18 protein-coding genes are annotated in these 24,638 nt (G+C 41.0%); 13 read left to right on the top strand and 5 right to left on the bottom strand.

Annotated elements, in window-relative coordinates; all coding sequences use genetic code 11:
- On the bottom strand, positions 1-1,776 hold a 1,776-nt coding region (locus H5203_RS17460), incomplete at its 3' end, for an ABC transporter transmembrane domain-containing protein (protein ID WP_182820036.1).
- A gap of 78 nt (positions 1,777-1,854) precedes the next feature.
- Between H5203_RS17460 and H5203_RS17455 the strand changes: the two genes are divergently transcribed.
- From H5203_RS17455 to H5203_RS17420, 8 genes are all read left to right on the top strand, one after another.
- On the top strand, positions 1,855-2,253 hold the full coding sequence (locus H5203_RS17455) for a DUF3224 domain-containing protein (RefSeq protein WP_145241975.1): 399 nt from the start codon (positions 1,855-1,857) through the stop codon (positions 2,251-2,253).
- Between the two features lie 11 nt (positions 2,254-2,264).
- Positions 2,265-2,453, top strand: coding sequence for a hypothetical protein (locus tag H5203_RS17450; protein ID WP_182820035.1), 189 nt, complete (start codon positions 2,265-2,267; stop codon positions 2,451-2,453).
- Between the two features lie 9 nt (positions 2,454-2,462).
- Positions 2,463-3,080, top strand: coding sequence for a LysE family translocator (locus H5203_RS17445; protein WP_182820034.1), 618 nt, complete (start codon positions 2,463-2,465; stop codon positions 3,078-3,080).
- Positions 3,081-3,383: 303 nt separating this feature from the next.
- Positions 3,384-6,290, top strand: coding sequence for a TonB-dependent receptor (locus H5203_RS17440; protein ID WP_182758471.1), 2,907 nt, complete (start codon positions 3,384-3,386; stop codon positions 6,288-6,290).
- Positions 6,291-6,311: 21 nt separating this feature from the next.
- Positions 6,312-10,622: an alpha-1,6-glucosidase domain-containing protein gene (locus H5203_RS17435; protein WP_182820033.1), complete on the top strand. Its 4,311-nt coding sequence runs from the start codon at positions 6,312-6,314 to the stop codon at positions 10,620-10,622.
- A gap of 125 nt (positions 10,623-10,747) precedes the next feature.
- Positions 10,748-11,290: a PH domain-containing protein gene (locus H5203_RS17430; RefSeq protein WP_064668490.1), complete on the top strand. Its 543-nt coding sequence runs from the start codon at positions 10,748-10,750 to the stop codon at positions 11,288-11,290.
- Between the two features lie 37 nt (positions 11,291-11,327).
- The gene (locus H5203_RS17425) at positions 11,328-11,891 is read left to right on the top strand and encodes a hypothetical protein (protein WP_064668489.1); all 564 of its coding nucleotides are present in this window, start codon (positions 11,328-11,330) and stop codon (positions 11,889-11,891) included.
- Positions 11,892-12,186: 295 nt separating this feature from the next.
- The gene (locus H5203_RS17420) at positions 12,187-13,101 is read left to right on the top strand and encodes a DMT family transporter (protein ID WP_145241963.1); all 915 of its coding nucleotides are present in this window, start codon (positions 12,187-12,189) and stop codon (positions 13,099-13,101) included.
- 87 nt (positions 13,102-13,188) lie between these two features.
- Here the strand turns inward: H5203_RS17420 and H5203_RS17415 are convergent, their stop codons facing one another.
- A complete protein-coding gene (locus tag H5203_RS17415) occupies positions 13,189-14,970 on the bottom strand; it encodes an alkaline phosphatase (protein ID WP_182820032.1) in 1,782 nt (593 codons plus the stop codon).
- 168 nt (positions 14,971-15,138) lie between these two features.
- Here H5203_RS17415 and H5203_RS17410 point away from each other — a divergent pair, with 168 nt between their 5' ends.
- Entirely contained in the window at positions 15,139-17,154 is a 2,016-nt protein-coding gene (locus tag H5203_RS17410; RefSeq protein WP_145241959.1) for a diguanylate cyclase domain-containing protein, read from the top strand.
- A gap of 63 nt (positions 17,155-17,217) precedes the next feature.
- Here the strand turns inward: H5203_RS17410 and H5203_RS17405 are convergent, their stop codons facing one another.
- Complete coding sequence (locus tag H5203_RS17405; protein ID WP_145241957.1) at positions 17,218-17,562, bottom strand: rhodanese-like domain-containing protein; 345 nt, start codon at positions 17,560-17,562, stop codon at positions 17,218-17,220.
- Between the two features lies 1 nt (position 17,563).
- The gene (locus tag H5203_RS17400; RefSeq protein WP_145241955.1) at positions 17,564-17,752 is read right to left on the bottom strand and encodes a DUF2892 domain-containing protein; all 189 of its coding nucleotides are present in this window, start codon (positions 17,750-17,752) and stop codon (positions 17,564-17,566) included.
- Between the two features lie 130 nt (positions 17,753-17,882).
- On the opposite strand from H5203_RS17400, the gene H5203_RS17395 reads away from it, so the two are divergent.
- The 3 genes from H5203_RS17395 to H5203_RS17385 are packed head-to-tail and all read left to right on the top strand — an operon-like array spanning position 17,883 to position 22,529.
- Entirely contained in the window at positions 17,883-18,185 is a 303-nt protein-coding gene (locus H5203_RS17395; RefSeq protein WP_087532521.1) for a metalloregulator ArsR/SmtB family transcription factor, read from the top strand.
- A 5-nt stretch (positions 18,186-18,190) separates the two neighbouring features.
- Positions 18,191-21,478 carry an efflux RND transporter permease subunit gene (locus H5203_RS17390; protein WP_182820031.1) on the top strand — a complete coding sequence of 1,096 codons (3,288 nt, stop codon included), beginning with the start codon at positions 18,191-18,193 and terminating at the stop codon, positions 21,476-21,478.
- Positions 21,468-22,529 carry an efflux RND transporter periplasmic adaptor subunit gene (locus H5203_RS17385; RefSeq protein WP_145241951.1) on the top strand — a complete coding sequence of 354 codons (1,062 nt, stop codon included), beginning with the start codon at positions 21,468-21,470 and terminating at the stop codon, positions 22,527-22,529. Before H5203_RS17390 ends, H5203_RS17385 begins: the two co-directional genes overlap by 11 nt.
- Here the strand turns inward: H5203_RS17385 and H5203_RS17380 are convergent.
- A complete protein-coding gene (locus H5203_RS17380; RefSeq protein WP_145241949.1) occupies positions 22,522-23,199 on the bottom strand; it encodes a nitroreductase family protein in 678 nt (225 codons plus the stop codon). The two genes, H5203_RS17385 and H5203_RS17380, sit on opposite strands and share 8 nt — an antisense overlap.
- Before the next feature lie 556 nt (positions 23,200-23,755).
- Between H5203_RS17380 and H5203_RS17375 the strand changes: the two genes are divergently transcribed.
- Positions 23,756-24,637, top strand: a complete 882-nt coding sequence (locus H5203_RS17375; protein ID WP_145241947.1) for an ABC transporter ATP-binding protein — start codon at positions 23,756-23,758, stop codon at positions 24,635-24,637.
- The last annotated feature ends 1 nt before the right edge of the window (position 24,638 follow it).

The following is a 24,638-nucleotide window of genomic DNA, read 5'->3' as shown; positions in this document are numbered from 1 at the left end:
CCTATTAAACTGCAGCTCACATAATTTTTGATAAAGTGGATTACTCGCTAGCAATTGTTGATGAGTACCTGTTGCGATTATCTCTCCGTGCTCCATTACCACTATCATATCAGCATGTTTTACTGTGGCGAGGCGGTGGGCAATGATAAGCGTAGTACGGTTTTGCATTAAATGTTCAAGCGCAGCTTGTACATGATGCTCACTTTGCGCATCTAAAGCGCTGGTTGCTTCATCGAGTAACAGTATTTCTGGGTCTTTTAATATTGCTCTTGCTAATACAATTCGTTGTTTTTGGCCGCCTGATAAGCGCACCCCTTGCTCGCCTAAAAAGCTCTCGTAGCCGTTAGGTAATTGTGCAATAAATTCATCCGCGTGAGCATGCTTAGCGGCAGCATATACTTGTTCGTCGCTTGCATCTGGGTTGCCATAACGAATGTTATGCATCACATCAGAGCTAAATAAAATCGGGTTTTGTGCCACCATGCCCATGCTGTTTCTGAGTGTATTAAGGGATAGATCTTTGATATTAATATCATGAAACTTAATGTCGCCACCGGCAGGGTCATAAAAGCGTTGTAGTAATTCAAATAACGTGGTTTTACCAGCACCTGACGGACCAACGATTGCTACTGTTTGGCCTTGTTCAATCGTTAATGAAATAGTTTTTAAGGCGCTCACATCAGGACGCGATGGATAATTAAAAGTTACTTTATCAAGACTAATGGCTGGAGCGTTAGAGTTGTTATGTAATAACTGATCTTGTGGTGCTGCAGGGGTTGTGATCTCACTTTTAACCGCGAGCAGTTCAAGTAACCGCGCCGCAGCGCCCGCTGCACGTTGTAGCTCGCCATATACCTCAGCAACGGTTGCTACCGACATCGCTACCATAATGGCGTAAAACACAAATGCACCTAACTCACCGCCAGTCATTGTGCCTGCCAGTACATCACTACCACCTATCCACAGCATCACGCTAATTGCGCTAAAGGTCAAAAATATTACTGCAGCAATTAAAAATGAGCGCTGTTTAATGCGGCTTTTCGCAACGTTAAAGGCTTTTTCGGTCTCTAGTGCAAAAGCGTGTTGTTCGCGTTGTTCGTGGCTATAGCTTTGCACTACTTTAATATTTTGAATTATTTCTCCCGCATAAGTGCTGATATCGGCAATCGCATCTTGGCTGGAGCTGGCAAGTTTGCGTACTTTTTTACCAAAAATCATCATGGGTACTAACACCAGCGGCACACAGGCAACTACAACTAAAGTGAGTTTTAAGTTAGTAAATAACAACATGGCTAAACCACCGACTAGCATCAGAGCGCTGCGCAGTGCCATTGAAAATGACGAGCCAATGATTGATTGCAACAAAGTGGTGTCGGTTGTTAAGCGCGACATTAATTCGCCACTGCGGTTTTCTTCAAAGTAACTCGGGTGCAGGGTGACTATGCGATCAAATACCGCTTTACGAATATCATTACTGACGCGCTCACCAATCCATGACATTAAATAAAAACGGCTGAATGTTCCTATGGCTAATAAGCTGATCAAGCCAATTAGCACGATTATGGCTTGTTTTAATTGTTCTTGAGAGCCCGCAATAAAGCCGTGATCAATAACAAATTTAACTCCTTGGCCCAATGATAAATTAACCCCGGCAGTAACAAGTAATGCTGCAAGAGCTGCAAAAACCACCCATTTATACGGCTTAATAAACTGAAAAATAGGAATTAAACTACTAAAAGCAGCTTTGTCTTTTTGCTCGGTTTTACTATTGCTCATAGTGGATTCTTTTAGATGAATAGGGTATAGATATGGTTACTTAAATCATAATTTCAATAACTAACTAAGGGACTAACCATGACAACTGAAAAAGTAACGGGCGAATTTAACGTTAAACTCAATCCTATTGAAGGTTATGCAAAGGGCATTGATGGCGTAAACCTGGGTCGTATGTCGATTGATAAAACGTTTACAGGTGAGCTTGATGCAACCAGCACTGGCGAAATGCTCAGTGCTATGACCGCAACTCAAGGCAGTGCCGGTTATGTGGCAATTGAACAAGTAGTTGGCACACTTGCAGGTCTTCAAGGCAGCTTTGTGCTGCAACATTTTGGCACTATGGATAAAGGCCAAGATTCATTAATTTTAAACGTGGTGCCAGATTCTGGCAGTAATGAACTTGCAGGCCTTAGCGGAAAAATGGCAATTCGCATCGAAGCAGGTATACACATTTATGATTTTGAGTATCAATTATAAGCGATACAGCCATGCAGAAAATAATTGAGTTTAAAAAGCAGCGTGGCTTTTTTAGAGGCGGTATTGATATTGACGCACTTAATGAGCGAATTTATCAATTAAACCAAGATGGCTGGAAAGTAATAAATGTTAGCGCCTCTGCAGGATTATACGGCCAAGTTTATGCATACATCTTACTTATTGAAAATGAAGAACTATAAGGAATATAAATGACGTTATCACTGTGGCTAAGCTTAGTCGCCATTTGTATGATGGGTGCAATGTCTCCTGGGCCAAGTTTGGCTGTGGTGTTAAAACACAGCATTCATGGCAGTATGAAGAACGGCATGTTGGCAGCGCTGAGTCATGGTGTTGGCGTCGGTTTTTATGCTGCAGCATCGTTACTTGGCCTCGGTGCAATAATGTTGCAATTTCCTACTGTGTATCAAGTGTTAGTTTACTTAGGTGCAGCGTACTTGGCATATTTAGGGGTTAAAATCTTATTAGCCAAACCAAGTAATAGTGAGTTAAAAGTGGCTCAGCAAAGTGGCAGTGCAAAACAAGCCTTGCAAGACGGCTTTGCTATTGCGTTTCTAAATCCTAAATTAGCGGTATTCTTTTTAGCCCTGTTTTCACAGTTTATAGATCCTGCCAATCTCAGTTTTAAGGTCGGTTTGATTATGTGCTTAACGGTTTTTACTATTGATACTGGCTGGTATCTGATTGTTGCAGCATTGACAGAGCTTTCAAAGAAGCGCTTTGCTTTTACTAAATCATCCCCATGGTTTGATAAAATATTAGCGGTGATTTTTATTGGTCTAGCAATAAGGGTGGTGCTAATGGTGTAGTTTATTAAACTTAACTAATCCTTACTACTTCCCTTTAAAGCTGTTTTTAGCAATTTCTAATTCACCTGTGTAATAGTGGCTTATGACTGAGTTATTCCGTTAGTCAGTCAATTTATTTTACGTTATCTACATGATCGCAGCACTTCTAAACTAAGTTCCTCACCTTGCTAGCTATTGCCCTTACTGCTGCATACGTATTCATCACACTTATTTTACTTTTTAGTTACACTTTATTGGTTTTATTTTATCCACAATTTCAAAACAAACAGCACACAATTATAAAATCAATAGGGTAGAAAGCTCATGGGGAAATTCAAACTAAGTGCGTTAATGCTCGCAATGTTTGCAGCCAGCAGTGTATTAGCTGCGGTTGAAAGTGACGCGCAAAGTACCGTAAAAAAACCACAACTAGAAGAAGATCTTGAAGTCATTGAAGTGCGTGGCTTTAGTCGTAGTTTAATCCAATCACTTAATCAAAAACGCTTTACTGATACGGTATCTGAGCAGTTATCGGCGGATGACTTAGGTGCTTTGCCTGATGTATCTATGGCTGATGCGCTCACTCGGTTACCGGGGATCTCAGCGGTACGAACCGGCGGGCAGGCGGCAGAAATCAACATTCGCGGTATGTCCGGTGGATTTGTATTTTCAACTTTAAATGGCCGTGAACAGGTATCAACTAGTGGCAGCCGTAGTATTGAGTTTGACCAATATCCGTCTGAATTGATCAGCTCAGCAGCCGTGTATAAATCACCAAAAGCATCGCTTATCGAAGGTGGTGTTGCAGGTACGGTAGAACTGCAAACAGCTAGCCCGCTTGATAATGATCAGCAACATAAGTTTGTGGTTAACGCCAGAGGTATGTACAACGACCGAGCGTCAGAGGTGAACGATGCCACTGAGTTTGGCGACCGCATTAGTTTTTCCTATCAAGGTAAATATCTTGACGATACTTTAGGTGTCGCACTTGGTTATGCACGGTTATTTCAACCCAGCGTAGCAACACAGTTTATTGGCCTTGCCTATAACGATAATAAAGACGTTGATGGTGTTGCAAATGATACTAATGGCCCCGAACTTAAACCTGAAAATGAGTATATCAGCGAAGGTTTTGAGCTTCAGCATTTAGGTGGAGAAGAAACCCGTAACGGTTATATGGCGGCGATTGAATGGGCACCGGTGGATAATTTTAAATTAAAAGGGGACGTGTTTTTATCACGCTTTGATACTGAGTCATTTGCCCGTGGGTTACGAGTGAAATTAGGTGGCCCAACGGCCACTTATACAAACGCTCAGCTAGAGGGAAATTCAGTAGTTGGTGCCTCTGTTAATCGTACTTCAAAAGGCTACACTCGCGTTGAAATTGTGAATGATGATAACCAAGACTTTGATGAAGTAGATAGCTACGGTGTTAACGCCGATTGGCAAGTGACAGAACGTTTAAACGTTAATGTTGATGTGTCGCTGTCACGGGCTAAAAGTAACTTTCGCAATGGCTTATTGTGGGCGTTGGTTGCCGAAGACGCCTCAGCCGAAGAACCTGTGTTAGATAAAAACGTATCAATAAACTACCAACTTAATGGTTTAAATTTACCTGATGTAGGCTTTAATCAAGCGGCTGCATTTAGCGATATCGACCGAGTAATGGTTAGTAAATACGGTATTTACCCTTATCAAAATGAAGATGAAGTAAGCGCTTATCGCCTTGATTTTAAATACGAGCTGAATAACAGCTGGTTTAGCTCTATTGAATTTGGCGCGCGTTATTCAGATCGTGAATACAGCAATAACCGCTCAGTATTTGAATACGGTAATGATGGTGATTTTTCAGTGAGTGAGCCGCCACTGCGTTTAACCAATGACATGGTAAATGTTGTTGACTGGGAAGGTGACTTTAGTTATTTCCCATCATATTTGGCGATTGATTTAGACAAAGCGCTTAATGCTTGGTTTCCTGAAGGCGCACCGGAGCCAGTTAAAACCTGGGGTAACGCCGATGGCGTTGTCGATCTTGATGGTGATGAAATACCTGATACACAAGGCTATACCACTAACTACTCATGGACCATGTTACAAAGTGGCTCAGTATATGAGGAAGTGCTTTCAGCGTACGCCATGCTTAATATTAATACTGAAATTGGTACTATGCCGGTACTGGGTAATATTGGTATTCGCCGTGTTGATACCGACCAATCGGCCACTATTTTAGAAAATGTTAATGGTGATTTATCACTCGGTGCACAAAACATTACCGACAGTATCGGCATCATAAATCAAAATTATTTACCTAATGTACTTGGCACAACTTATACCGATTATCTGCCATCCCTTAATTTAAACTTTCAGCTAACGGATAACACGCAATTACGCTTTGCGGCGGCTAAAGTAATGTCGCGCCCACCGATTAATCGCCTAGCGGGGGACGCCAGTGCGCAAGCTGATAAAACCAGTGGCAAAATTAACGGCTCAAGTACCAATAATCCATTCTTAAAACCATTTTATGCCGACCAATACGATATCTCTTACGAGCATTATTTTGATGAGTCAGATGGTGCGCTAGTGATCGCAGGTTTCTATAAAAACATCGATTCGTTTATCGATACCATCGCCATTGAAGGGTTTGACTTCAAAGGTAATGGCTTTAACGTCCCTGACTATATAGAAAATCCAGTCAGTGGTGAGCAAGTTGCCACAACTAACGGCACTTACACAACGGCGGTAAATAACGCCAATGGCGGTTATATTCGCGGTATTGAACTTGCCTACACGCAAGTATTTTCGTTTTTACCCGCCCCTTTTGATGGCCTTGGGTTTAACGGTAGCTATTCATACACCGAGAGCGAAGTTGAATCTATCACCAGCTTAGGTGGTGAAACGGTTACACAAGGTTTACCTGGTTTGTCTAAAAACGTGTTAAACGGCACTTTATTTTACAGCTTAGATAATTTTGAAACCCGCCTTAATGTGCGTTACCGCTCAGACTTTGTTTCAGAGCAAGTGGCGATCAATGAGCAAGTGGTTAATTTTGATGCCGAGACCGTGGTCGATTTTCAAACCTCTTATCAATTTACAGACTCATTTGGCATGTTGCTACAGGTTAATAATCTTACTGATGAACCAACCCAAAGTTACTTTGGCAATGAAAACATCACCGGTACTACCCAGTACTTTGGTCGTCAGGTTTATTTAGGTTTTACCTATAGCCACTAATAGCAAATTGGAGCATAAATAATGAATAAAATAACTAAATTGACTCATTTGCTATTAGCAGTGAGCTTAACACTACTGTTTGGCTGTGGAGGCTCAGGCAGTAGCGATGTAAAAGCAGGCCAAGCCTTATTGGCTTGTGATGTACCGCAAGTCCCTAATGCAGCAGGCACTCAATGTGTTGATCCTGAGCCTATCTCTTGTGACGCACCGCTGTTTCCAGATGCAAATAATGAAAGCTGTACCAGTGGCTATAACCCCGACTTACCAGACCCTGTGGTATTTGCAGGCGAAGGTGAGGCTATTTTATTTTATAAGCGCCCAGAAAATAAGGGTTATGAAGGCTATCGTTTACACTCTTGGAATACCGACGGCTGTGATGCTTACGCGCCGCCGTTTGATGCCACCGATTGGGCTAATGGCCATGAATATAATGGTGTCGATCCAAACTATGGAGCTTATTGGATTGTCGCGCTAAAAGACGGTTATACCGAGTGCGCTAATTTTATTATTCATATTGGCACAGAAGGTTCAGGTAAAGCCCATGGTGATGTGGATTTAACCATGCCACTGATGCAGGACGACGAGCGTTTTGTACGTATGAACTTTACCTTTGACGGTGAGCCAACAGTATTTGAATACCCAGTAGAAGCGCTTGGCGAACGCCCCGTTGCAATTGACGGTGCATCAGCACACTGGATTGATTTAAATACTGTGCTGTATAAGCCAAGCAATGAGCTTACGCAGATTATTAAGCTGCATTCATCAGCTGCTGCCGATTTGGTTGTTGATGTTGATACTGGCTTAAATGGTGAAACCGTTGAATTAATGGCAACGAGTTTAACCGATGCACAAGCAGCGAAAGTACCGCACTTAACAGATTGGACTGCCTATCAAGGTAATTGGGATGCCGCTACTGCAAAACAACTTATAAAACAACAGCTCGTTGTAGCGGGCTACGATGCAGAAGGCAAGCTACTTGAAGCAAGTTTTGTGCAAACCGCCAAAGCCCTTGATGCACTTTACACCCAAGGTGAAAACGACGCAAATGAAGCCATGCTAGGCGTGCATTATAATAACAATGCAATTGATGTTTCAGTATGGGCACCAACCGCTAGCAATATGATGCTTAATGTATTTGACGCCGATAAAGCACAAGTACATAGCACTGCCATGACGTTAGACAGCAATACAGGTATTTGGTCAGTGAGTTTAGACAGCAAATACGACCGTCTTTATTACCGCTATGCGTTTGATGTTTACCACCCTACTACTCAAGCGATTGAAAGTTTATGGAGTACCGATCCTTACTCACTGAATGTATCAAGCAATGGCCTGTATTCGCAGTTGATCAACTTAAATGATGACGATACCAAACCACAAGGCTGGGATGAGCGCAGTGTACCAACAATTACCAACCCGGAAGATGCCATTATCTATGAAGGTCATGTACGTGATTTTAGTATTCGCGATACGTCAGTAAGCGCAGCAAACCAAGGTAAATATTTAGCATTTACTGAGCTTGAAAGCATCCCTATGCAGCACCTTAAGCAACTAGCTGACAAAGGTTTAACGCATTTTCACTTACTCCCTGTAACAGACATTGGCACCATTGAAGAAGATGCGGATAAGCGCGTTGAAATCACTGACACCCTAGGTAAGTTATGTGAGCGAATAGACGATGCCGCCGATGCTTGTAAAATCGAAAATAAAAACAGCATCATTGCTCATTTAATGCAAAGCTACTTTCCGGGTTCTGATGATGCTCAAGCACTTGCCAGCGCGATGCGTGATTTAGACGGTTTTAACTGGGGTTACGACCCGCATCACTTTATTGCCCCAGAAGGTTCGTATGCATCAAGCAGTGAAGGGGTTGCCCGGGTTAAAGAGACACGCGCCATGGTACAGTCACTTCAAGAGATCGGCCTTCGCGTGGTTCTTGATGTGGTATACAACCACACAACCTCATCAGGCATTTGGGAAAAGTCAGTGTTTGATAAACTCGTACCGGGTTATTACCACAGATACAGCGAAGTAACGGGCGATATCGAGCGTTCAACCTGTTGTGAAAACACCGCGACTGAACATGTGATGATGGACAAGTTTGTTAGCGATTCACTAGTCATACTTGCTCGCGACTTTGGCTACGATAGCTTTCGCTTTGATGTTATGGGGCACATGCCTAAATCATCAATTTTAGCAGCGCGTGAAGCGGTGCAAGCTGTTGACCCTGACAACTACTTTTATGGCGAAGGTTGGGATTTTGGTGAAGTCGCTAATAACCGATTGTTCACTCAAGCTAAGCAAGCTGATATGGCTGGCTCTGAAGTTGGCACATTCAATGACCGCATCCGTGAGGCTGTGCGCGGTGGTGCTATGTTTAGCAATAACCCGACCGATGGTAATTTAGCAGACCAAGATACTCTGCGTTTATCACTGGCGGGTAATTTACAAAACTATATCCTGAAAGACTTTAAAGGTAATTCGGCAAAAGGTAATAGCTTTAGCTGGAATACTCAGCCGACGGCTTATGCTTTAGACCCTGCTGACAGCATTAACTACGTATCAAAGCACGATAACGAAACCTTATGGGATCAACTGCAATATAAACATGCAACAAGTATGAGTATTGAGCAACGAGTGCGTGCGCATAATATGGCATTAGCAATTCCATTAGTAAGCCAAGGTATCCCGTTTATGCAACTTGGGGCTGATTTACTACGCTCAAAATCAATGGATCGTGACAGCTACAATGCAGGGGATTGGTTTAATGCGGTAGATTTAACGAAAGAAAATAATAATTGGAATATTGGTTTACCTAATGCTGAGAAGAACCAACAGAAATGGCCTGAAATCATTAAGGTCTCAGGTAATCCACAAGCTGCTGCACAGCCGCAAGATATAGCTTACGCAGGGGATGTGTTCCAAGAGTTTTTAGCTATTCGTAGTAGCAGCCCATTATTTAGATTAACCACAGAGCAAGATGTTATTGACCGTGTAGGTTTTCACAATGTTGGTAAAAACCAGCAACATGGTTTGATTGTAATGAGCATTGATGACGGTCAAGGTTTTGCAGATTTAGATAACCAAGTTGACGCGCTCGTAGTAGTAATTAATGCAACTGAGCAAGCGCTTTCACATACAGTACCAACCGCTGCTGGGTTTGAATTACATCCAACACTTAAAAACAGCACCGATAGCAGTATGTCTGGAGTGAGTTTTACTGCCAGTGAAACCGACGGTACATTTACAGTCCCAGCTTATACAATCGCGGTATTTGTAAAACCACAAGGCGAGAACCAAGGTGTAGGCTTAAGTGCGAATGCAACAGTGGGCGCGCCAGACGTAGTGCCTTTTGGCAGCACCACAGTATATGTGCGAGGTAGTTTAAATGATTGGGGCACAGCTGACAGCTTTGAGTATATGGGCAATGGTGAATACCGTATCGCTATTACTTTAACTGCAGGAGATTATGAATTTAAAATTGCCTCTGAAGATTGGTCGAGTGTGGATTTTGGCGCGCTGTCTGATGCTGATAAAGCAGTGTTGGAAAATCAAACCGAGCCTTTAATGCGCAGTGGCGCGAATATGACCTTTAATGCCGCAATTGATGCAACTTATGTATTCTCGTTTGATGCCAGCGATAAAGACAATCCAACGCTGAGAATTTATAACGAAGAACGATTCGTTGGCACGCCTGTATTTGTTCGTGGCAGCTTAAATGAATGGGGCACCAGTGATGAGTTAATCTATCAAGGTAAAGGCGTTTATACCTTTACTAAAATACTCAGTGTAGGCAGTTATGAATTTAAAATTGCTTCTGAAGATTGGGATACCGTTGATTATGGTTCCGGTGAAGCGGATGCAATCGTAACCGTTGCCGAAGATAAGTTATTAGCTGTTAAAGGCGCTAATATGACGATGGATGTTGCAACCGAGGGTGAATATCAGTTCATTTTTGATGCCAGTGATTTGAATGCACCCACGCTGAGTGTATTTAATGCGCAAATGTTTGCAGACACTCAAGTTTACTTACGTGGCAGCTTAAATGGCTGGGGTACCGACAACCCCCTAATCTATCAAGGGAATGCTATTTATAGTACATCACTTGATTTAGATGCCGGTGATTATGAGTTCAAAATAGCCTCTGAAGATTGGAACACTGTGGACTACGGCGGCAAAGGTGAATCTCCACAGGTTATAGTTGGCGAGCAAAGTTTGCTTGAAGCTGTAGGGGCAAATATTAATGTAGCCATTGCTGACGCAGGCAATTATACCTTTACGGTTATTGGCCCTAATCGTAATAATGTGCAGGTACTGATCAATAAGAACTAAGCATTAATACACTTTATAAACAATCAGAACCGAGTATCCTAGATGCTCGGTTTTTTTATGATCAAATTGCAGCCTAGGCAAAGTTAGCGTAATTTATAATCATAATACGATTATGGGTAACTACGATGTCAGAAGCTATGTTAAAAAGTGCTACGTTTGATCCTAAAATAAAGCCTTATTGGTTAATTTTTGCAGTATGTGCAAGCACCTTAGGAGTTGTGACTATTCCGCTTATCCCGGTAATAGTACTGATTGTTTGGATTGTAAGTGGCAGTATATTAGCCGCTATGTCGGCTCAATTACTTGAGCGTAAACTGGTAGTAAAGCGCGGTGTATTTTTCAAAGAAGAAAAGTCCATCCCACTTGAAAAAATAACTGACGTCGGGTTAAGCCAAGGCCCGTTGATGCGTTTATTTGGTTTATATCGACTAAGCTTTGAAACCGCAGGTCAGTCTGGTCATGGCGCATTAGTATCGTTACTTGGGGTAGTTGATGCCAGTGAGTTTCGCGAGGCAATCTTAACTCAAAAAGATAATCTAACCGCACAGCAACCAACAAAAGCGAACAGTGATGAGCCACAAAGCCAAGTTGAGCTAATACGCGCACTTACTTACAGTGTGAAAAATATTGAACAAATGTTAGTGACGTTATTGGATGAGCGGAAATAGTTAGATATGAGTAATCCTATTTTGCTTTAAGGAACATATGGAAAATACACCTTATATTAAGCTGTTTCGTAGGAAGACTCTGATACCAAGATTCATTGTTTTATTCTCGGTGCTTGTAGTTATTTTTCTAGCAAGCTTTTTATTTTTTACGGTTAATAGCCCTGAATCAAAAGCTAAAAACTTTCTCAAAAAACACGAGAATGATTTGGAGCACGCCATTTTACTTGCAGAGCAAAGGGATCTTCAGGCTGTACAATGGGTTGATGATAAAAGTGGTGAGCGTTTCGCGCATAAGTTAATAAGAAAAAAAGGCAGTAAAGAATTCGTGAAGGTGACCGATTCAAGTTTGGATGAGCTCACTGAGTTTTTACTGAATAAAAATATAGATGTTCTTTGGATTCAATATTTTCAGGGTGTTTGGTTGATTAGAAAAGCATTTACCTTTTCATACCAGGATAGGCAACAAGAAGGTTATTTTGTTTTTGGTAACCCTGAGAAAATAGGTTTATGTGTGCTCGGTTACGGCGCTAAAGATTATGGTAAGTACGAACATGTAACTGGCAATTGGTATATGGCAATGTGCGAGTATCCGCGAAATTAATACAATGCTATGCCAATGTATTCACTAAACAGGGAGCTTAAGTTTACATTCGATAACCCAAGACTATTACATTAACTATTATTGGTTCCTGTTGTTTTAACCCTCCCAAAGTGTCTTATGCTATTAGCTCAAATTATCTCTAAACCCCTTGTTTTGTACCTTTTGTGGGTGTAATTTAAAGCGATTTTATCTGAAAAGGATGCAGTTTTATTAGGGTTCAAAGTAGTTGATTTCTAATAGGGCTCTAATTTCGTAGCATATATTTGTGCTACACAAACACATGGAGAGAAGTTAAATGGCTAGTAAAGAGTCAACCGCAGTGATTTGGATGTTGTCAGATTCATTTATCTTAAGTGTGATGTTACTAATCGGTGGTTTTTTAGGTAAAGCTATCAGCCCATTCCAAGTTGTCTTTTTGGTTAATGTAATTGCAGCTTTTGCGGCCATTATATTATTCTCGAAAGGCAAATGGGAAAATATCAAACCCCAAAAAATGAAGCTACATATTTTCAGAGGACTGCTTGGTGTTAGTTCAACAATATGTTTGTTTTATGCTCTGCAATATCTAAGTTTAGCGGAAGTAACCGCGATTAACTTTTTTGTGCCACTTATAACGTCCATTTTGTCGGTGTTTATCTTTAGAGAAAAACCAAAAGCCTATGTCTATATCGCTATTATTTTGAATTTAGCTGGAGTGATGATGCTGCTTTCTCCAAAACTAATGGCGAGCCAAGTAACGCAGCAAAACCTCTATCTAGGATTGATCTTTGCACTGTCAGCGGTAGCTATTTTAGTCATTTATAATATTAATTTAAAGAAAATAGGCAATGCAGAGAAAGTTGTGCCTCAAATGGTTTTTGCTCCCCTCTATTCGGCGATTATCTTATTACCCGTCGCTATTTTTGTGTGGAAACCTTTAGATACAAATAGTGCTCTACTAATTATGCTATATGGTGGGCTCCTTATTACTAAACTTGCAGCACGTTTTTTCGCTTTTAATAAAAGTGACTTATCTAAGCTAATGCCGCTTGAATATGCGCAAATTCTATTTTCTAGTATTTTGGGCTACATTTTTCTTCAACAAACTCAAACTTTATTGGGTATCGCAGGCATTGTATTGATCGTGCTATCAAGTATCGCTCATGTTTTATTCATGCACTTTGAGAGGAATAGCGACACTAAGAATATGAAAGGAATTACCAATGATTAAAGTCTTAACGCAAAAATTCCGGCGATCAAGTGATCGCCGGGCTGTTTTAATCTTTCACCTAAAGCTTTTTCCTAGCACCTAGAATCTTTACCCTTGTATTACTGGCTGACCTGCTAGCATACGTAGTTCTTTACTGCGCTCGGTTTGCATTTCGTATGAAGCGGTTTTAATGCTGCTCACGTAATTCCACTTAGCGGTGGCTTGCTCTGGGGTAAAAGTAACGGTTAAGTAGCCACGATCTACGAGGTTGTTATAGATTAAATCATTAACCAATAATGGGATTACTTGCTCCATTTGTGCGGTTGCTTCTGGCCCTTGGGTATTCAGCGCTAAGTACTCTTCAAGACCGGGCGAAGACACTGATGAGGTAGCAAATTCAACACCAGCATTTTGTGATGCAGCAATTGGGTTGCTGGCGTCGGTGGTTAATTGGCCCGCCCACGCATTATGAGTATCGCCAGCTAATACAACTAGGTTCTTTTGTGTCGCTATCGCAGTGCCTAGTAATACTTCACGTTCATAAGCATAACCGTCCCATGCATCTAAATTGTAAGGCGCAGTGGTATCAACCCGCGCGCGTTCTGCATCAGTGACTGTTGGATCACCGGCTAGAATGCGGCCCTTAATTTGTGCTAGTTCTGTAAATAATGCTGATGCTTGGGCTAATAAAGCATTTGTATCGGCGCCATTAGCTTGACTTACTTGCAGGCTAACTAAAAGTTGCAGTACTTCAAACGGTAGGTGCATCTTGGTCATTAATACTTGTTGGCCAAGTACTTGCCATTTTGAACTAGAGTTTGTCATGCCATCGGTAAGCCAGGTTAGCTGCTCATTTCCCAGCAATGCACGCGTTGGCGAGCTAATCGCAGCAACAAAGTCACTTTGCCCCTGCGCACTGGTTAAATTAAAGTCACCGTAGCTTAGTTGCTCATCGCGAGCGAGTACTCGGGTATCAAGCATATACAGCGAGACTAAATCACCAAATTCAAAACGACGGTAAATACGTTCTTTATCAGCTACATTACGTATAGGCATCCACTCAAAGTAGGCTTGTAAAGCGTGCATTTTACGCGCGTTAAATTCACCTTCACCATCGTTATGATTTTCTGCGCCTTCACGCCAAGTATCATTAGTAACCTCATGGTCGTCCCACACGGTTATAAACGCGCAATTGCTATGGGCAGCTTGTAAGTTACTATCGCTGCGATAATGGGCATAACGTTTACGGTAATCAGTTAGGCTGATTATTTCGTCACTATTGTCTTCAGGTAGGAGGCGACCAAGTAAAGCAGCGTCTTCACTGGCATAGCCACCATTGCCGTATTCATAAATGTAGTCACCAAGGTGAAGTACAGCATCAAGGTCCGTTTGTTTAGCTATTTCACCATACACATGGAAAAAGCCAGCAGGGTAGTTAGCGCAAGACACGACTGCAAATTTTACTTTATCAATGCTACCCGTTGGTAATGTTTTACCTGTGCCAACAGGTGAAGCTTTACCGTTCGAAATAAAGCGATAGTAGTAAGTGGTGTTGGCATCTAAGCCTTGTAAGTCAACTTTTAGAGTGAAGTCACTGGTTGCTGATATCAGGGTTTCACCGTCATGGCTGATATTATTAAAGTTAGGATCGGTGGCTGCTTGCCATTGTACTTTTATGCTAGTGGTTGTTGCGTCAACGGGTGTTACACGAGTCCATAAAATTAGGCTGTCACTAAGTGGGTCGCCGCTGGCTACACCGTGATCAAAGCTAACCTCAATAATTTCATCATCATCGTTATCTAAAGTGCAACCTGTGATACCTAATGATAAAACGGCAGCGCCAAAACCAGCTGCCGATGCCTTTAAAAAACTTCTTCGTGTAAACGTCATTGCTCTGTACCGTTAAAAGTAAAACTACGAGCTTATCCGACCAGTGTGACTTTTATATGAAGTTGTGATGCTATTTGTATTAAAGCAGCTAGCTTGACGTTAGGTACAAACTAGGGTAAAAATTCAGGAATAAAAAGTTAATAATACATTCTTAAGGCTGCAGCTATTTTGTTTACATTAAAACAAAAAGTTTTCTTAGTAATTACACTACTTATTGCTAGTTTTGATTTTATGTATATAAGAATGAATATCGACTTAGCCCAACAGACACTTCACGAATCCCTTGTAAAAGACAGTAATGTATTACGCTCAAGTTATGAATTAGTTATGGCTAAAGAGCAAGAAAATATGCAAGCGATGGCTACTTTTATTGCGAGTGACCCTGCTGTGACAGCCATTTTCTCTAAAGCAAAAGATAATGCTGAAAAAGGCGGGGAGGAAGCTTTAAAGGAATCAGCCAAACTGCGCCAGCAATTGTATGAAAAAGTTTCTCCTGCATGGAAAGTAGTTCAGAATAAGTTTGCTGCTCGTCAGTTACACTTTTTATTTGGTCCTGGGGCCAAAAGTTATCTTAGAGTTCATCGACCAGAAAAATTTGGCGATAATATGGATGATGTTCGCCATACTATCGTTGATGTTAATACGTATAAAAAAGCTGTATCTGGTTTTGAAACGGGTAGGGTGTATTCTGGTATTAGAGGTGTAGTTCCGGTTTTTAATGCTGGAGTCAGTGCTGTTGAAAAAAAGTATATCGGCGCTCTCGAAGTGGGCTCTTCATTTAATTCTTTAGTATCAGCACTCGATGAACAATTAAATATTGGAGTCGCAGTATTTTTATCGAGGAAGCATATAGAAAGTATTATGTGGCAAGACGCAATAGAACAACGATTTAAAAATATTTTAGTTAATTGCGATTGTTATCTAGAAGCAACATCCAGAGGTGGTATTGATAAAATAATAAAATCTGAAGACAAAAAATTTGATTTTTCTGACTCAGGTATAGAGCGTATTCAGGTCGATGGAGAAAACCTGATGTTAACTTTTTTCCCATTGAAAGATTATATAGGAAAAAAACATCCTGAGAGAGAAGCTATTGGGGCTGTTATTTTTTGGCGTAACATTGATAAACAGGTCGAATCTTTAAATGAAACAATAAAGTACAATATTTTATTAGGAATATTTGGCTTTTTATTCATTGAGGTTTTAATTTATTTTGCGATTCGTTTTGCGGTGAATTCATTAGAAAAAGAAGTGAAAGCACAAGCAAGTAATTTGATTTTTTCTAACTGGGAGATCAACCTTTCTAATAATATAATTGAAAAATTAAGAGAGGGGGTTCTTGTTACAGATGAAAACAAAAAAATTATTCGAGTGAATCAGGCTGCTATTGATATAACTGGGTATACAGAGCAAGAGCTCATAGGAAGTAGTCCTAAAGTACTTTTTTCTAATAATCACAATGGAACTTTTTTTAGCCAGTTATGGGACAGTATACAAACAACGGGAGAGTGGGTAGGAGAGATTTGGAATAAGAAAAAAAATAATGAATTACTCGTTGAAGCCGCCACAGTAATGGTGGTTAAAGATGAGCGAGGAAAAACGCGTAATTATCTGGCTGTGTTTTCTGATGTCACCGATAAAGTTAAACACCAACGTTATTTAGAAGAAGCTGCATTTACGGATTCATTAACTAAGCTCCCCAATCGAATAGTATTACAACAACGTTTTGAACAAGCATTAAAATTAGCTAAGCAAGAGAGGCAATCTATTTATTGTGTCTTTATAGACCTCGATAAATTTAAACCAATCAATGATACTTTTGGGCATGATGCAGGGGATTTTGTACTAACGACTTTATCAGAGCGTATGTCTAAGACAATCGGAGCTGAGGATACATTAGCTCGAATTGGTGGGGATGAATTTGTTGCTGTTATTAATAACCTGAATTCCAAACAGGAATGCATTGAGTTATTACAAAAGTTGGTACAAGTTATAAAGACACCTATGTACTACAATAAGCAAAAATTGACTTTATCTGCAAGCTTTGGGATTAGTATTTGGGATTATTCAGGTATCAATTTAACAGTTGATGAGTTATTGCAACAAGCAGATGAAGCCATGTATCAAGCCAAAAATTCTATGACAAGTGACTATATATTTTATGGTGAAAACACTCAAAGCTAACCTAAGTTTCAGGTTAGCTTATTTATATAAACAGCAAACTTAAGGTGAGCTGATGATTTATAGTCAAAATACCTGACAAACTTCCCCTGCATTACAAGTAATCACAGTGACATTCTCATAGCCAATTCGAGTCAGGGCTTCTGCACTTAATGTGGCCCGTGCGCTACTGGCGCAATGTAAGTAAATAGGTCGTGTTGAATCTTTTTCAATTTCCATGAGCTTCATTTCAAGTAAACCTCTAGGGATATTAATTGCCCCTGTTGCAGCTTTTGCAGCATGTTCAGCAGGCTCACGTACGTCAATTAGCAGGCCTTTATTCTCGGCAATTTCTAGCTTAGCTTGTGTGGCGTCGATACGACGTTGATTTGGTGCAATAATTTTTAGTAAGTCAGGGATTGATGTAAGCATATTATTCCTCGAAACCAAGTTTTTTTAATACTGTGATCATAGGGCACCATTTGCTAAATGCCGATTGAATTAAGTTTAGAGCAATAAACACAGTAAACCAAACCCACTGTGGGTTGTGAAAGTGTTGTAGTAATAATGAAATACCAATCATTACTCCTGCAATTAGGCGCAGTGCGTCGTTTAGTTTCATAGTGAACCTTATTTATTGTGTTTGTTACTTTTAATATATTCGATAAATATACATTAGTAAATTCTAATATTAGACTTTTCTAATATATACTTTTATACTTAGCGTGTAATTTGAATATAAGGCTGTATTTATGAGCATTAACTTCGCTGCCATGGCTACTAATGTTGAGCGCGCTGAGCAATTATTGAAAATTCTTGCTAATAAAAACCGTTTGATGATTTTGTGCTCTTTACAGGAGCGTGAAATGAGTGTGTCTGAATTAAATGAATCGATACCTCTTGCGCAGTCTGCTTTGTCGCAACACTTAGCTGCATTACGCAAAGCAAATATTGTAAATACCCGTAGAGATGGGCAAACAATTTTTTACCGAGTGATCGATGAAAATGCGCAAGCTATGCTGGCGACATTATATGGTTTGTTTTGTAAGGACTGAGCTTAATGAGTGGACTTGATAGTGCAGTAAAAAATAGCCTAAATGGTCGTATTCCGATCATTATTTTTGTCATGGCTGTATTGCTTGGCATGATGGCTTTAAAGCAAACTCCTCGAGAAGAAGAGCCTCAAATTGTCGTTCCCATGCTTGATATTTATGTCTCAGCCCCTAATGTTGAAGCGCCAGAAGTTGCTAGGCTGGTTACTCAGCCACTTGAGAAACTGTTAGCGCAATTACGCGGTGTTGAGCATATTTATTCAACCACACAAAGTAATGGCACTGTGGTGACATTGCGCTTTACTGTGGGTCATGATCGTGAACAAGCAATCCTCGATACTTACGCCAAACTATATAGTTATCAACATACCATGGCGTCAGTTATTAGCTCATGGCAGGTGCGCCCGGTCGAAGTAAATGACGTGCCGATTGTGATGCTAGGCTTATTTAGTAAAGATCCTAAATTATATAACGACTATGAGTTAACCCGTTTTGCTAACGAAATTGCGAATAGTTTACAGCGCATAGAAAACACCAGTGAAGTTAAAGTGATTGCTGGGCGCAAACGCACTTTAACGGTCAATTTAGATGCGACGGCCCTAGCAGCTCATCAAACTACGCTCAGCGATGTTTATTATGCACTGAGTGTATCTAATCAATTATCTCAGGTTGGCAGTGTTGTTAATGCAGAGCAACAAATCATGCTACAAGCTGGTGATGTGTTACGAACAAAAGCCGCGATTGAGCAGCTTGTTGTAAATGTTATTAACGGCAAAAGTGTTTATTTAAAAGATATTGCTAACGTAATTGATGGGCCGAGTGAGCCACAAAATTATCAATGGTTAGCGCAATCTGATACCACACAAGAGCATCCTTTAGTCACCTTAAGTGTTGCTAAAAAAGCGGGCACAAATGCAGTCGCGGTCGCAAATGATGTACACGCGATGATGGCTGATTTAAAAACTAATTTTTTACCTTCGCAAATAGATTACACAATACTTAGAGATTACGGGCAAACCGCTAACGAAAAAGTGAATAACTTAACCTCAAGCTTAGTGTTTGCGGTATTTACCGTAGTGATTTTTGTTGGCGTGTTCTTAGGCTGGCGACCCGCTATCGTTGTTGGTTTAGCTGTGCCAATTTGTTATGGCATAACCTTAAGCCTCGATTTTGCGTTTGGTTACACCATCAACCGAGTAACGTTATTTGCATTGATATTATCACTGGGCTTGCTGGTGGATGATCCGATAACGGGCATTGATAATATTAGCCGTTTTTTACAAAACAAAGGCAATAAAAAACAACAGATTGTCGCTGCAATGAGCGAAATACGTGGTGCATTATTAATGTCGACACTGACCATCATGGTGGCTTTTATTCCTTTGGCTTATATCACTGGCATGATGGGCCCATATATGGCACCAATGGCATTTAATGTGCCTGTAAGCGTGATGGTCTCAACCATTGTGGCATTCTTTGTAACTCCTTGGCTTGCCATGAAGTTATTAAAAGAACCGGTTGTTGAGCACAATGATTTAACTTCCCCTAAAGTAGCTATTTATGAACGCTTATTAACGCCTTTACTGGCCAGTAAAGGGCGCGCAAAACTGATTTTATGGGCAACCTTAGGATTATTTATTATCAGTGCATTGCTGCCCGTGATGCGAATGGTGCCGCTGAAGTTATTGCCGTTTGATAATAAAAATGAACTACAAGTACTGATAGATATGCCCGAGGGGACGAATCTGGAGCAAACAACACTGACCGCTCGTAAAGTACAAGCTATAACATGGCAGCTTAGTGAAGTAAGTGAAATAGCTGCGTATGTTGGGCAACCATCAAGCATGGATTTTAATGGTATGGTGCGCGGTTATTATCGCCGTGAGGCCGCTAATTTAGCTGAGCTTAGAGTATTACTATTAGACAAAGCGCAGCGCGAGCAACAGTCTCATGGTGTCGTGATGCGTTTACGTAAACAGCTTGAGCCATTGGCCGTTAATGGCATTGTGATAAAAGTGGTTGAAGTTCCACCCGGGCCGCCAGTATTTAGCACCTTAGTGGCTGAAGTGTATCGTGATCCGTTTGTTGATACGCAAACCCACCATCAAGCGGCTCAACAAGTTGCACTACGACTGAAGCAAGAGCCCCATGTAGTTGAAGTTGATACAAGTATTGCAGCCACGGCTCCGATGCAGCGCTTTATTACCGATAAAGCCAAGGCGGCTTTGTCGGCGGTATCAACACAAGATATTGCCAATACATTAACGATTGCATCTGCGGGTAAAAATGTGGGCGTAATGTATGTCAGTGGTGAAACGCAGCCCGTTGAGATCAAAATGCAATTACCATATCAGCAGCGAAACCAATTAGCGCAACTGCTTGCTATACAAATCAGAGGTGATAGAGAGCTGGCAAAATCAACTAATGAGTTTGGTTTAACTAGTGCGCCACGACCGTTGGTGGCTTTATCTGAGCTGGGTGAATTTCATAACCTAAATGTCGCAAAACCGATTATGCGTAAAGACCAACGCGAGGTTGTATACGTGATGGCAGAGCTTAATGGCCGTACTCCTGCAGAAATCATTGCGGACGTAAACGCTGATTTAAATGTAAGTAGCGATGATTTTGAGCAAACAAATTGGTTAGCCCGCAGCTTTTTTAATAACGGTGGAACTCAGGCTTGGCAATTACCACAAGGCACGCATGTAACGTTTAGTGGTGAAGGTGAATGGCGGATCACAATTGATGTGTTTAGAGATATGGGAATTGCGTTTGCTTTTGCGTTAACCGCCATTTTTATTATTTTACGAATACAAACGCAATCTGCCAGTTTATCGCTGATTATTATGTCGGCTATTCCACTTACTGTGATTGGTATTATGCCGGGTTTTTGGTTATTAAATCAGTTTGGTGAGCGCTCCATAGCCGGTGCTCCAGAGCCTGTGCTATTCACCGCAACAGCGATGATCGGCATGATAGCACTTGCTGGTATTGTGGTGCGTAACTCGCTTATTTTAGTTGAGTTTATTAATCAAGCTCGCGGGCAAGGGATGGCAATAAAAGCGGCATTGATTGCCGCAGGCACAACGCGGATGCGGCCAGTATTACTGACTGCTGGCACAACTTTATTAGGCAACTTAGTGATTACGTTAGACCCCGTATTTAGTGGTCTTGCTATCGCTATTATTTTTGGCATTGTGGCATCAACATTGTTTTCGTTGTTTGTGGTGCCGCTAGTTTATTATTTAGTGTTTGCGAACACACAAACAACCGAGGATGAAGCTCATGCAAGGTAAATCAAAACTGTTCGGCTCAATCATTGCGTTGTTAGTGATTATTGTTGCTGTGCTTTATATGGCAGGCAGCTTTTCAAATAAACAAGCCGCAGGAAATAAACCCGTATTAGCAACGACATATGAGGGAAAAGTCGCTACCGTTGAGCTGACGGCGATCAAGCGCAGTGAAGATGTTCCCGGTACTGTGATTGCAAAACAAAACACGCAAATTTCGTCACGAGTGATGGCACAAGTGGAACGTTTAAATGTACGTGCTGGTGATAGTGTTGTGCAAGGCGATGTTCTCATTACTTTGCAGCAAGACGATTTTAAAGCGCAATTGGCACAAAGTGATGCGCAAATAAAAGCCATTCAAGCGTCACTTACACAAGCTGATAAACAGCTTAAGCGCGTAACTGACTTATATTCACAAGGGTTGGTATCGGTTAGTGATAATGATGAGGCAAAAGCGAAATTTGATAACTTAACCGCAAGCTTAGCTGTTGCCAAGCAACAGCAAACCCAAGCACAAGTCGCACTTGAATTTACCCGTATAAAAGCGCCCATTTCTGGAGTTGTTGTAGAGCGGTTAGTTGAACCAGGTGATACCGCAGTGCCTGGTTCACCTTTATTGGCACTTTATAATCCACAACAATTACAGCTTGAATTTAATGTGCGAGAACGTCAGGCAATTAGCCTCACACTGGGTCAAAGCTTAACGGTCAGTTTGCCTTCACTTAATATAACCGCTGTTGCGGTGGTGAGTGAAATTGTTCCGATTGCCGATAGTGCTGCACGTAGTATGTTAATTCGTTTAGAGTTGCCAACACAATCAAACTTGATGCCTGGTTTATATGCACAGCTTCACTTGCCACTGGATACCGAGCAAGGAATTTTAATTGAGCCAAGTTGGGTGCATGAGTACGGTCAATTAGCCATGGTATATGTTATTAACGAGCAAAAGATTGAGCGCCGCTTTGTTCGTTTAGGGGAGGTGATTAATGCTAAACAGCATATTATCGCCGGGCTTAACGCCGGCGACACATTAGCGGTGGATTTTAAACCTAAATGAAGGTCGCAACTTCATCGAGTGATTTTTTCACCAAGGCATGATTAGGAACAGTAGCATCATCACTTGGGTAACCGGCAATGAGCAGCATATAGGGGCGTTCGTTGTCTTTGTCGCGGCCACAAATGTCGGTTAAAAAGCTCATTGGTTTAGGTGTGTGAGTCAGTGTTGCAAGCCCTGCGCGATGTAATGCTTGAATTAAAAAGCCGGTGGCAATACCGACTGACTCATGCACATAGTAGTTGGTGTTTTTATCATCAGTATTTAAGCCGCCTTTCTTTTGGCTGAATACGGCAATTAGCCAAGGTGCATGCTCTAAATAAGGTTTGCTGGCATCAGTGCCTAATGGCTTTAGAGCATCTAACCACTCTTCACCAGCGCGGCCTTCATAAAATGAGCGCTCTAATTTCTCGGCTGCTTCACGAATTTGCTTTTTCACATCACTACTATTAATTGCTACAAAATGCCACGGTTGGTGGTTTGCACCACTTGGTGCTGTAGCTGCGGCTTTAATGCAGGTTTGAATAATATCTTTTGGCACCGGTCGGTCGCTAAAACTACGAATTGTATGACGACGCTGGCTTGTCGTTAAAAACTCATTAGCGCGTTCAAGCATCTGTTCATGTGGATATTCAATAAAGTCTGTAAGTGGTTGGTGGTCATGTTGCTGCATGGCTTTTCGCTTCTTATTAAATGTTGATAACTATTTTTATACCCAGTAGCGAGATTAGGTGCAAGTAATATCTACTTTACAGTTATGTTATTTCCTAAAATAATGATTACTAATTGCACGTTGTGTTCACAGATTGTTCAGCTATATTATCATACAGTATAGTTCGAAATTAAGAATGCATGGGTAGCTAAAAACAAAGCAACATTATTACAAGCACATGCTTTGAATACTCAGCCGAGCATACCGGCAGTTATTATTTAGACATTCAAAAATCATTAGTTCAGGCAGATTTTGTCGATAACTTAGTTATATAAAGTTATCGCTAGTGCAAACTGATGATGAAATAACTACTGCAGTATTAAATACAGCTTTGAGTTAGTGTTACTTCAGAATTTAAGTTCACCTCTCCTAAGAGTGAAACCAAGCCGCACTTATTGCGGCTTTTCTGTTTTCATTCTGTTACAAAATTACAACCTCCTGCTATTGTTACTAACTTACTGGTAATGTAACTTACTTCGTATAAATAATTATTATAATCAAATACTAGGAAGTAAAAATGCTATCAATAACTGGGTTATCAAAAACTTACGATAACGGGGTGCACGCACTACAAGGGGTTGATTTATCAATAGGAAAAGGTCTGTTTGGATTACTTGGACCAAATGGCGCCGGTAAATCATCGTTAATGCGTACTGTTGCCACTTTGCAGTCAGCCGATGCAGGTTCTGTGATCTTTGACGGTATTGATGCATTTAAAGACCCACAAGCGCTTCGTCAGCGTTTAGGCTACCTACCACAAGATTTTGGTGTTTATCCGCGAGTTTCAGCTTATGACTTACTTGATCATATGGCTGTTTTAAAAGGGCTCGATAATAAAGCACTGCGTAAAGAGTCGGTTGAAGGCTTGTTGGCACATACAAATTTGTATCAACATCGTAATAAAGCCGTGAGTGGTTTTTCTGGTGGTATGCGCCAGCGTTTTGGTATCGCACAAGCATTACTTGGTGACCCTGATTTACTGATTGTTGATGAGCCAACAGCAGGTCTTGATCCTGAAGAGCGTAATCGTTTTCATAATTTATTAGTAAGCCTTGGCGAGAAAAAAGTGGTCATTTTATCAACTCACATTGTTGAAGATGTCGCGGAGCTTTGCCCTAATATGGCGGTATTAGCCAGTGGCAAAATTTTACTTGAAGGTAACCCAATAGCACTTACTGATAAACTCCAAGGTAAAATTTGGCAAAAAACAACCAGCCAAACTGAAGCGCAAGAGCTTGAACAGCATCTACCAGTGATTTCAAAGCGTTTATTCGCTGGGCAGACAATTTTAAATGTGTATGGTGAGCAAGCTCCTGAAGGGTTTACTGCTAGTCATGCTAACTTAGAAGATGTGTATTTTTCTACTTTGCATCAGCATCGTAATATTAGTGCAGCGTAGG

This window comes from Pseudoalteromonas sp. SG41-1, from assembly GCF_014164575.1.
In the GTDB taxonomy this organism is placed as follows: Bacteria; Pseudomonadota; Gammaproteobacteria; order Enterobacterales; family Alteromonadaceae; genus Pseudoalteromonas; species Pseudoalteromonas rhizosphaerae.
The sequence above is the reverse complement of the archived record's forward strand: the minus strand, read 5'-3'. Positions and strand labels throughout refer to the sequence as shown.

What these genes read in the sequence shown, in the direction of transcription:
- H5203_RS17455 (WP_145241975.1), top strand. Translation starts at nt 1,855, where the DNA reads ATGACAACTGAAAAAGTAACGGGCGAATTTAACGTTAAACTCAATCCT.
- H5203_RS17450 (WP_182820035.1), top strand. Translation starts at nt 2,265, where the DNA reads ATGCAGAAAATAATTGAGTTTAAAAAGCAGCGTGGCTTTTTTAGAGGC.
- H5203_RS17445 (WP_182820034.1), top strand. Translation starts at nt 2,463, where the DNA reads ATGACGTTATCACTGTGGCTAAGCTTAGTCGCCATTTGTATGATGGGT.
- H5203_RS17440 (WP_182758471.1), top strand. Translation starts at nt 3,384, where the DNA reads ATGGGGAAATTCAAACTAAGTGCGTTAATGCTCGCAATGTTTGCAGCC.
- H5203_RS17435 (WP_182820033.1), top strand. Translation starts at nt 6,312, where the DNA reads ATGAATAAAATAACTAAATTGACTCATTTGCTATTAGCAGTGAGCTTA.
- H5203_RS17430 (WP_064668490.1), top strand. Translation starts at nt 10,748, where the DNA reads ATGTCAGAAGCTATGTTAAAAAGTGCTACGTTTGATCCTAAAATAAAG.
- H5203_RS17425 (WP_064668489.1), top strand. Translation starts at nt 11,328, where the DNA reads ATGGAAAATACACCTTATATTAAGCTGTTTCGTAGGAAGACTCTGATA.
- H5203_RS17420 (WP_145241963.1), top strand. Translation starts at nt 12,187, where the DNA reads ATGGCTAGTAAAGAGTCAACCGCAGTGATTTGGATGTTGTCAGATTCA.
- H5203_RS17415 (WP_182820032.1), bottom strand. Translation starts at nt 14,970, where the DNA reads ATGACGTTTACACGAAGAAGTTTTTTAAAGGCATCGGCAGCTGGTTTT.
- H5203_RS17405 (WP_145241957.1), bottom strand. Translation starts at nt 17,562, where the DNA reads ATGCTTACATCAATCCCTGACTTACTAAAAATTATTGCACCAAATCAA.
- H5203_RS17400 (WP_145241955.1), bottom strand. Translation starts at nt 17,752, where the DNA reads ATGAAACTAAACGACGCACTGCGCCTAATTGCAGGAGTAATGATTGGT.
- H5203_RS17395 (WP_087532521.1), top strand. Translation starts at nt 17,883, where the DNA reads ATGAGCATTAACTTCGCTGCCATGGCTACTAATGTTGAGCGCGCTGAG.
- H5203_RS17390 (WP_182820031.1), top strand. Translation starts at nt 18,191, where the DNA reads ATGAGTGGACTTGATAGTGCAGTAAAAAATAGCCTAAATGGTCGTATT.
- H5203_RS17385 (WP_145241951.1), top strand. Translation starts at nt 21,468, where the DNA reads ATGCAAGGTAAATCAAAACTGTTCGGCTCAATCATTGCGTTGTTAGTG.
- H5203_RS17380 (WP_145241949.1), bottom strand. Translation starts at nt 23,199, where the DNA reads ATGCAGCAACATGACCACCAACCACTTACAGACTTTATTGAATATCCA.
- H5203_RS17375 (WP_145241947.1), top strand. Translation starts at nt 23,756, where the DNA reads ATGCTATCAATAACTGGGTTATCAAAAACTTACGATAACGGGGTGCAC.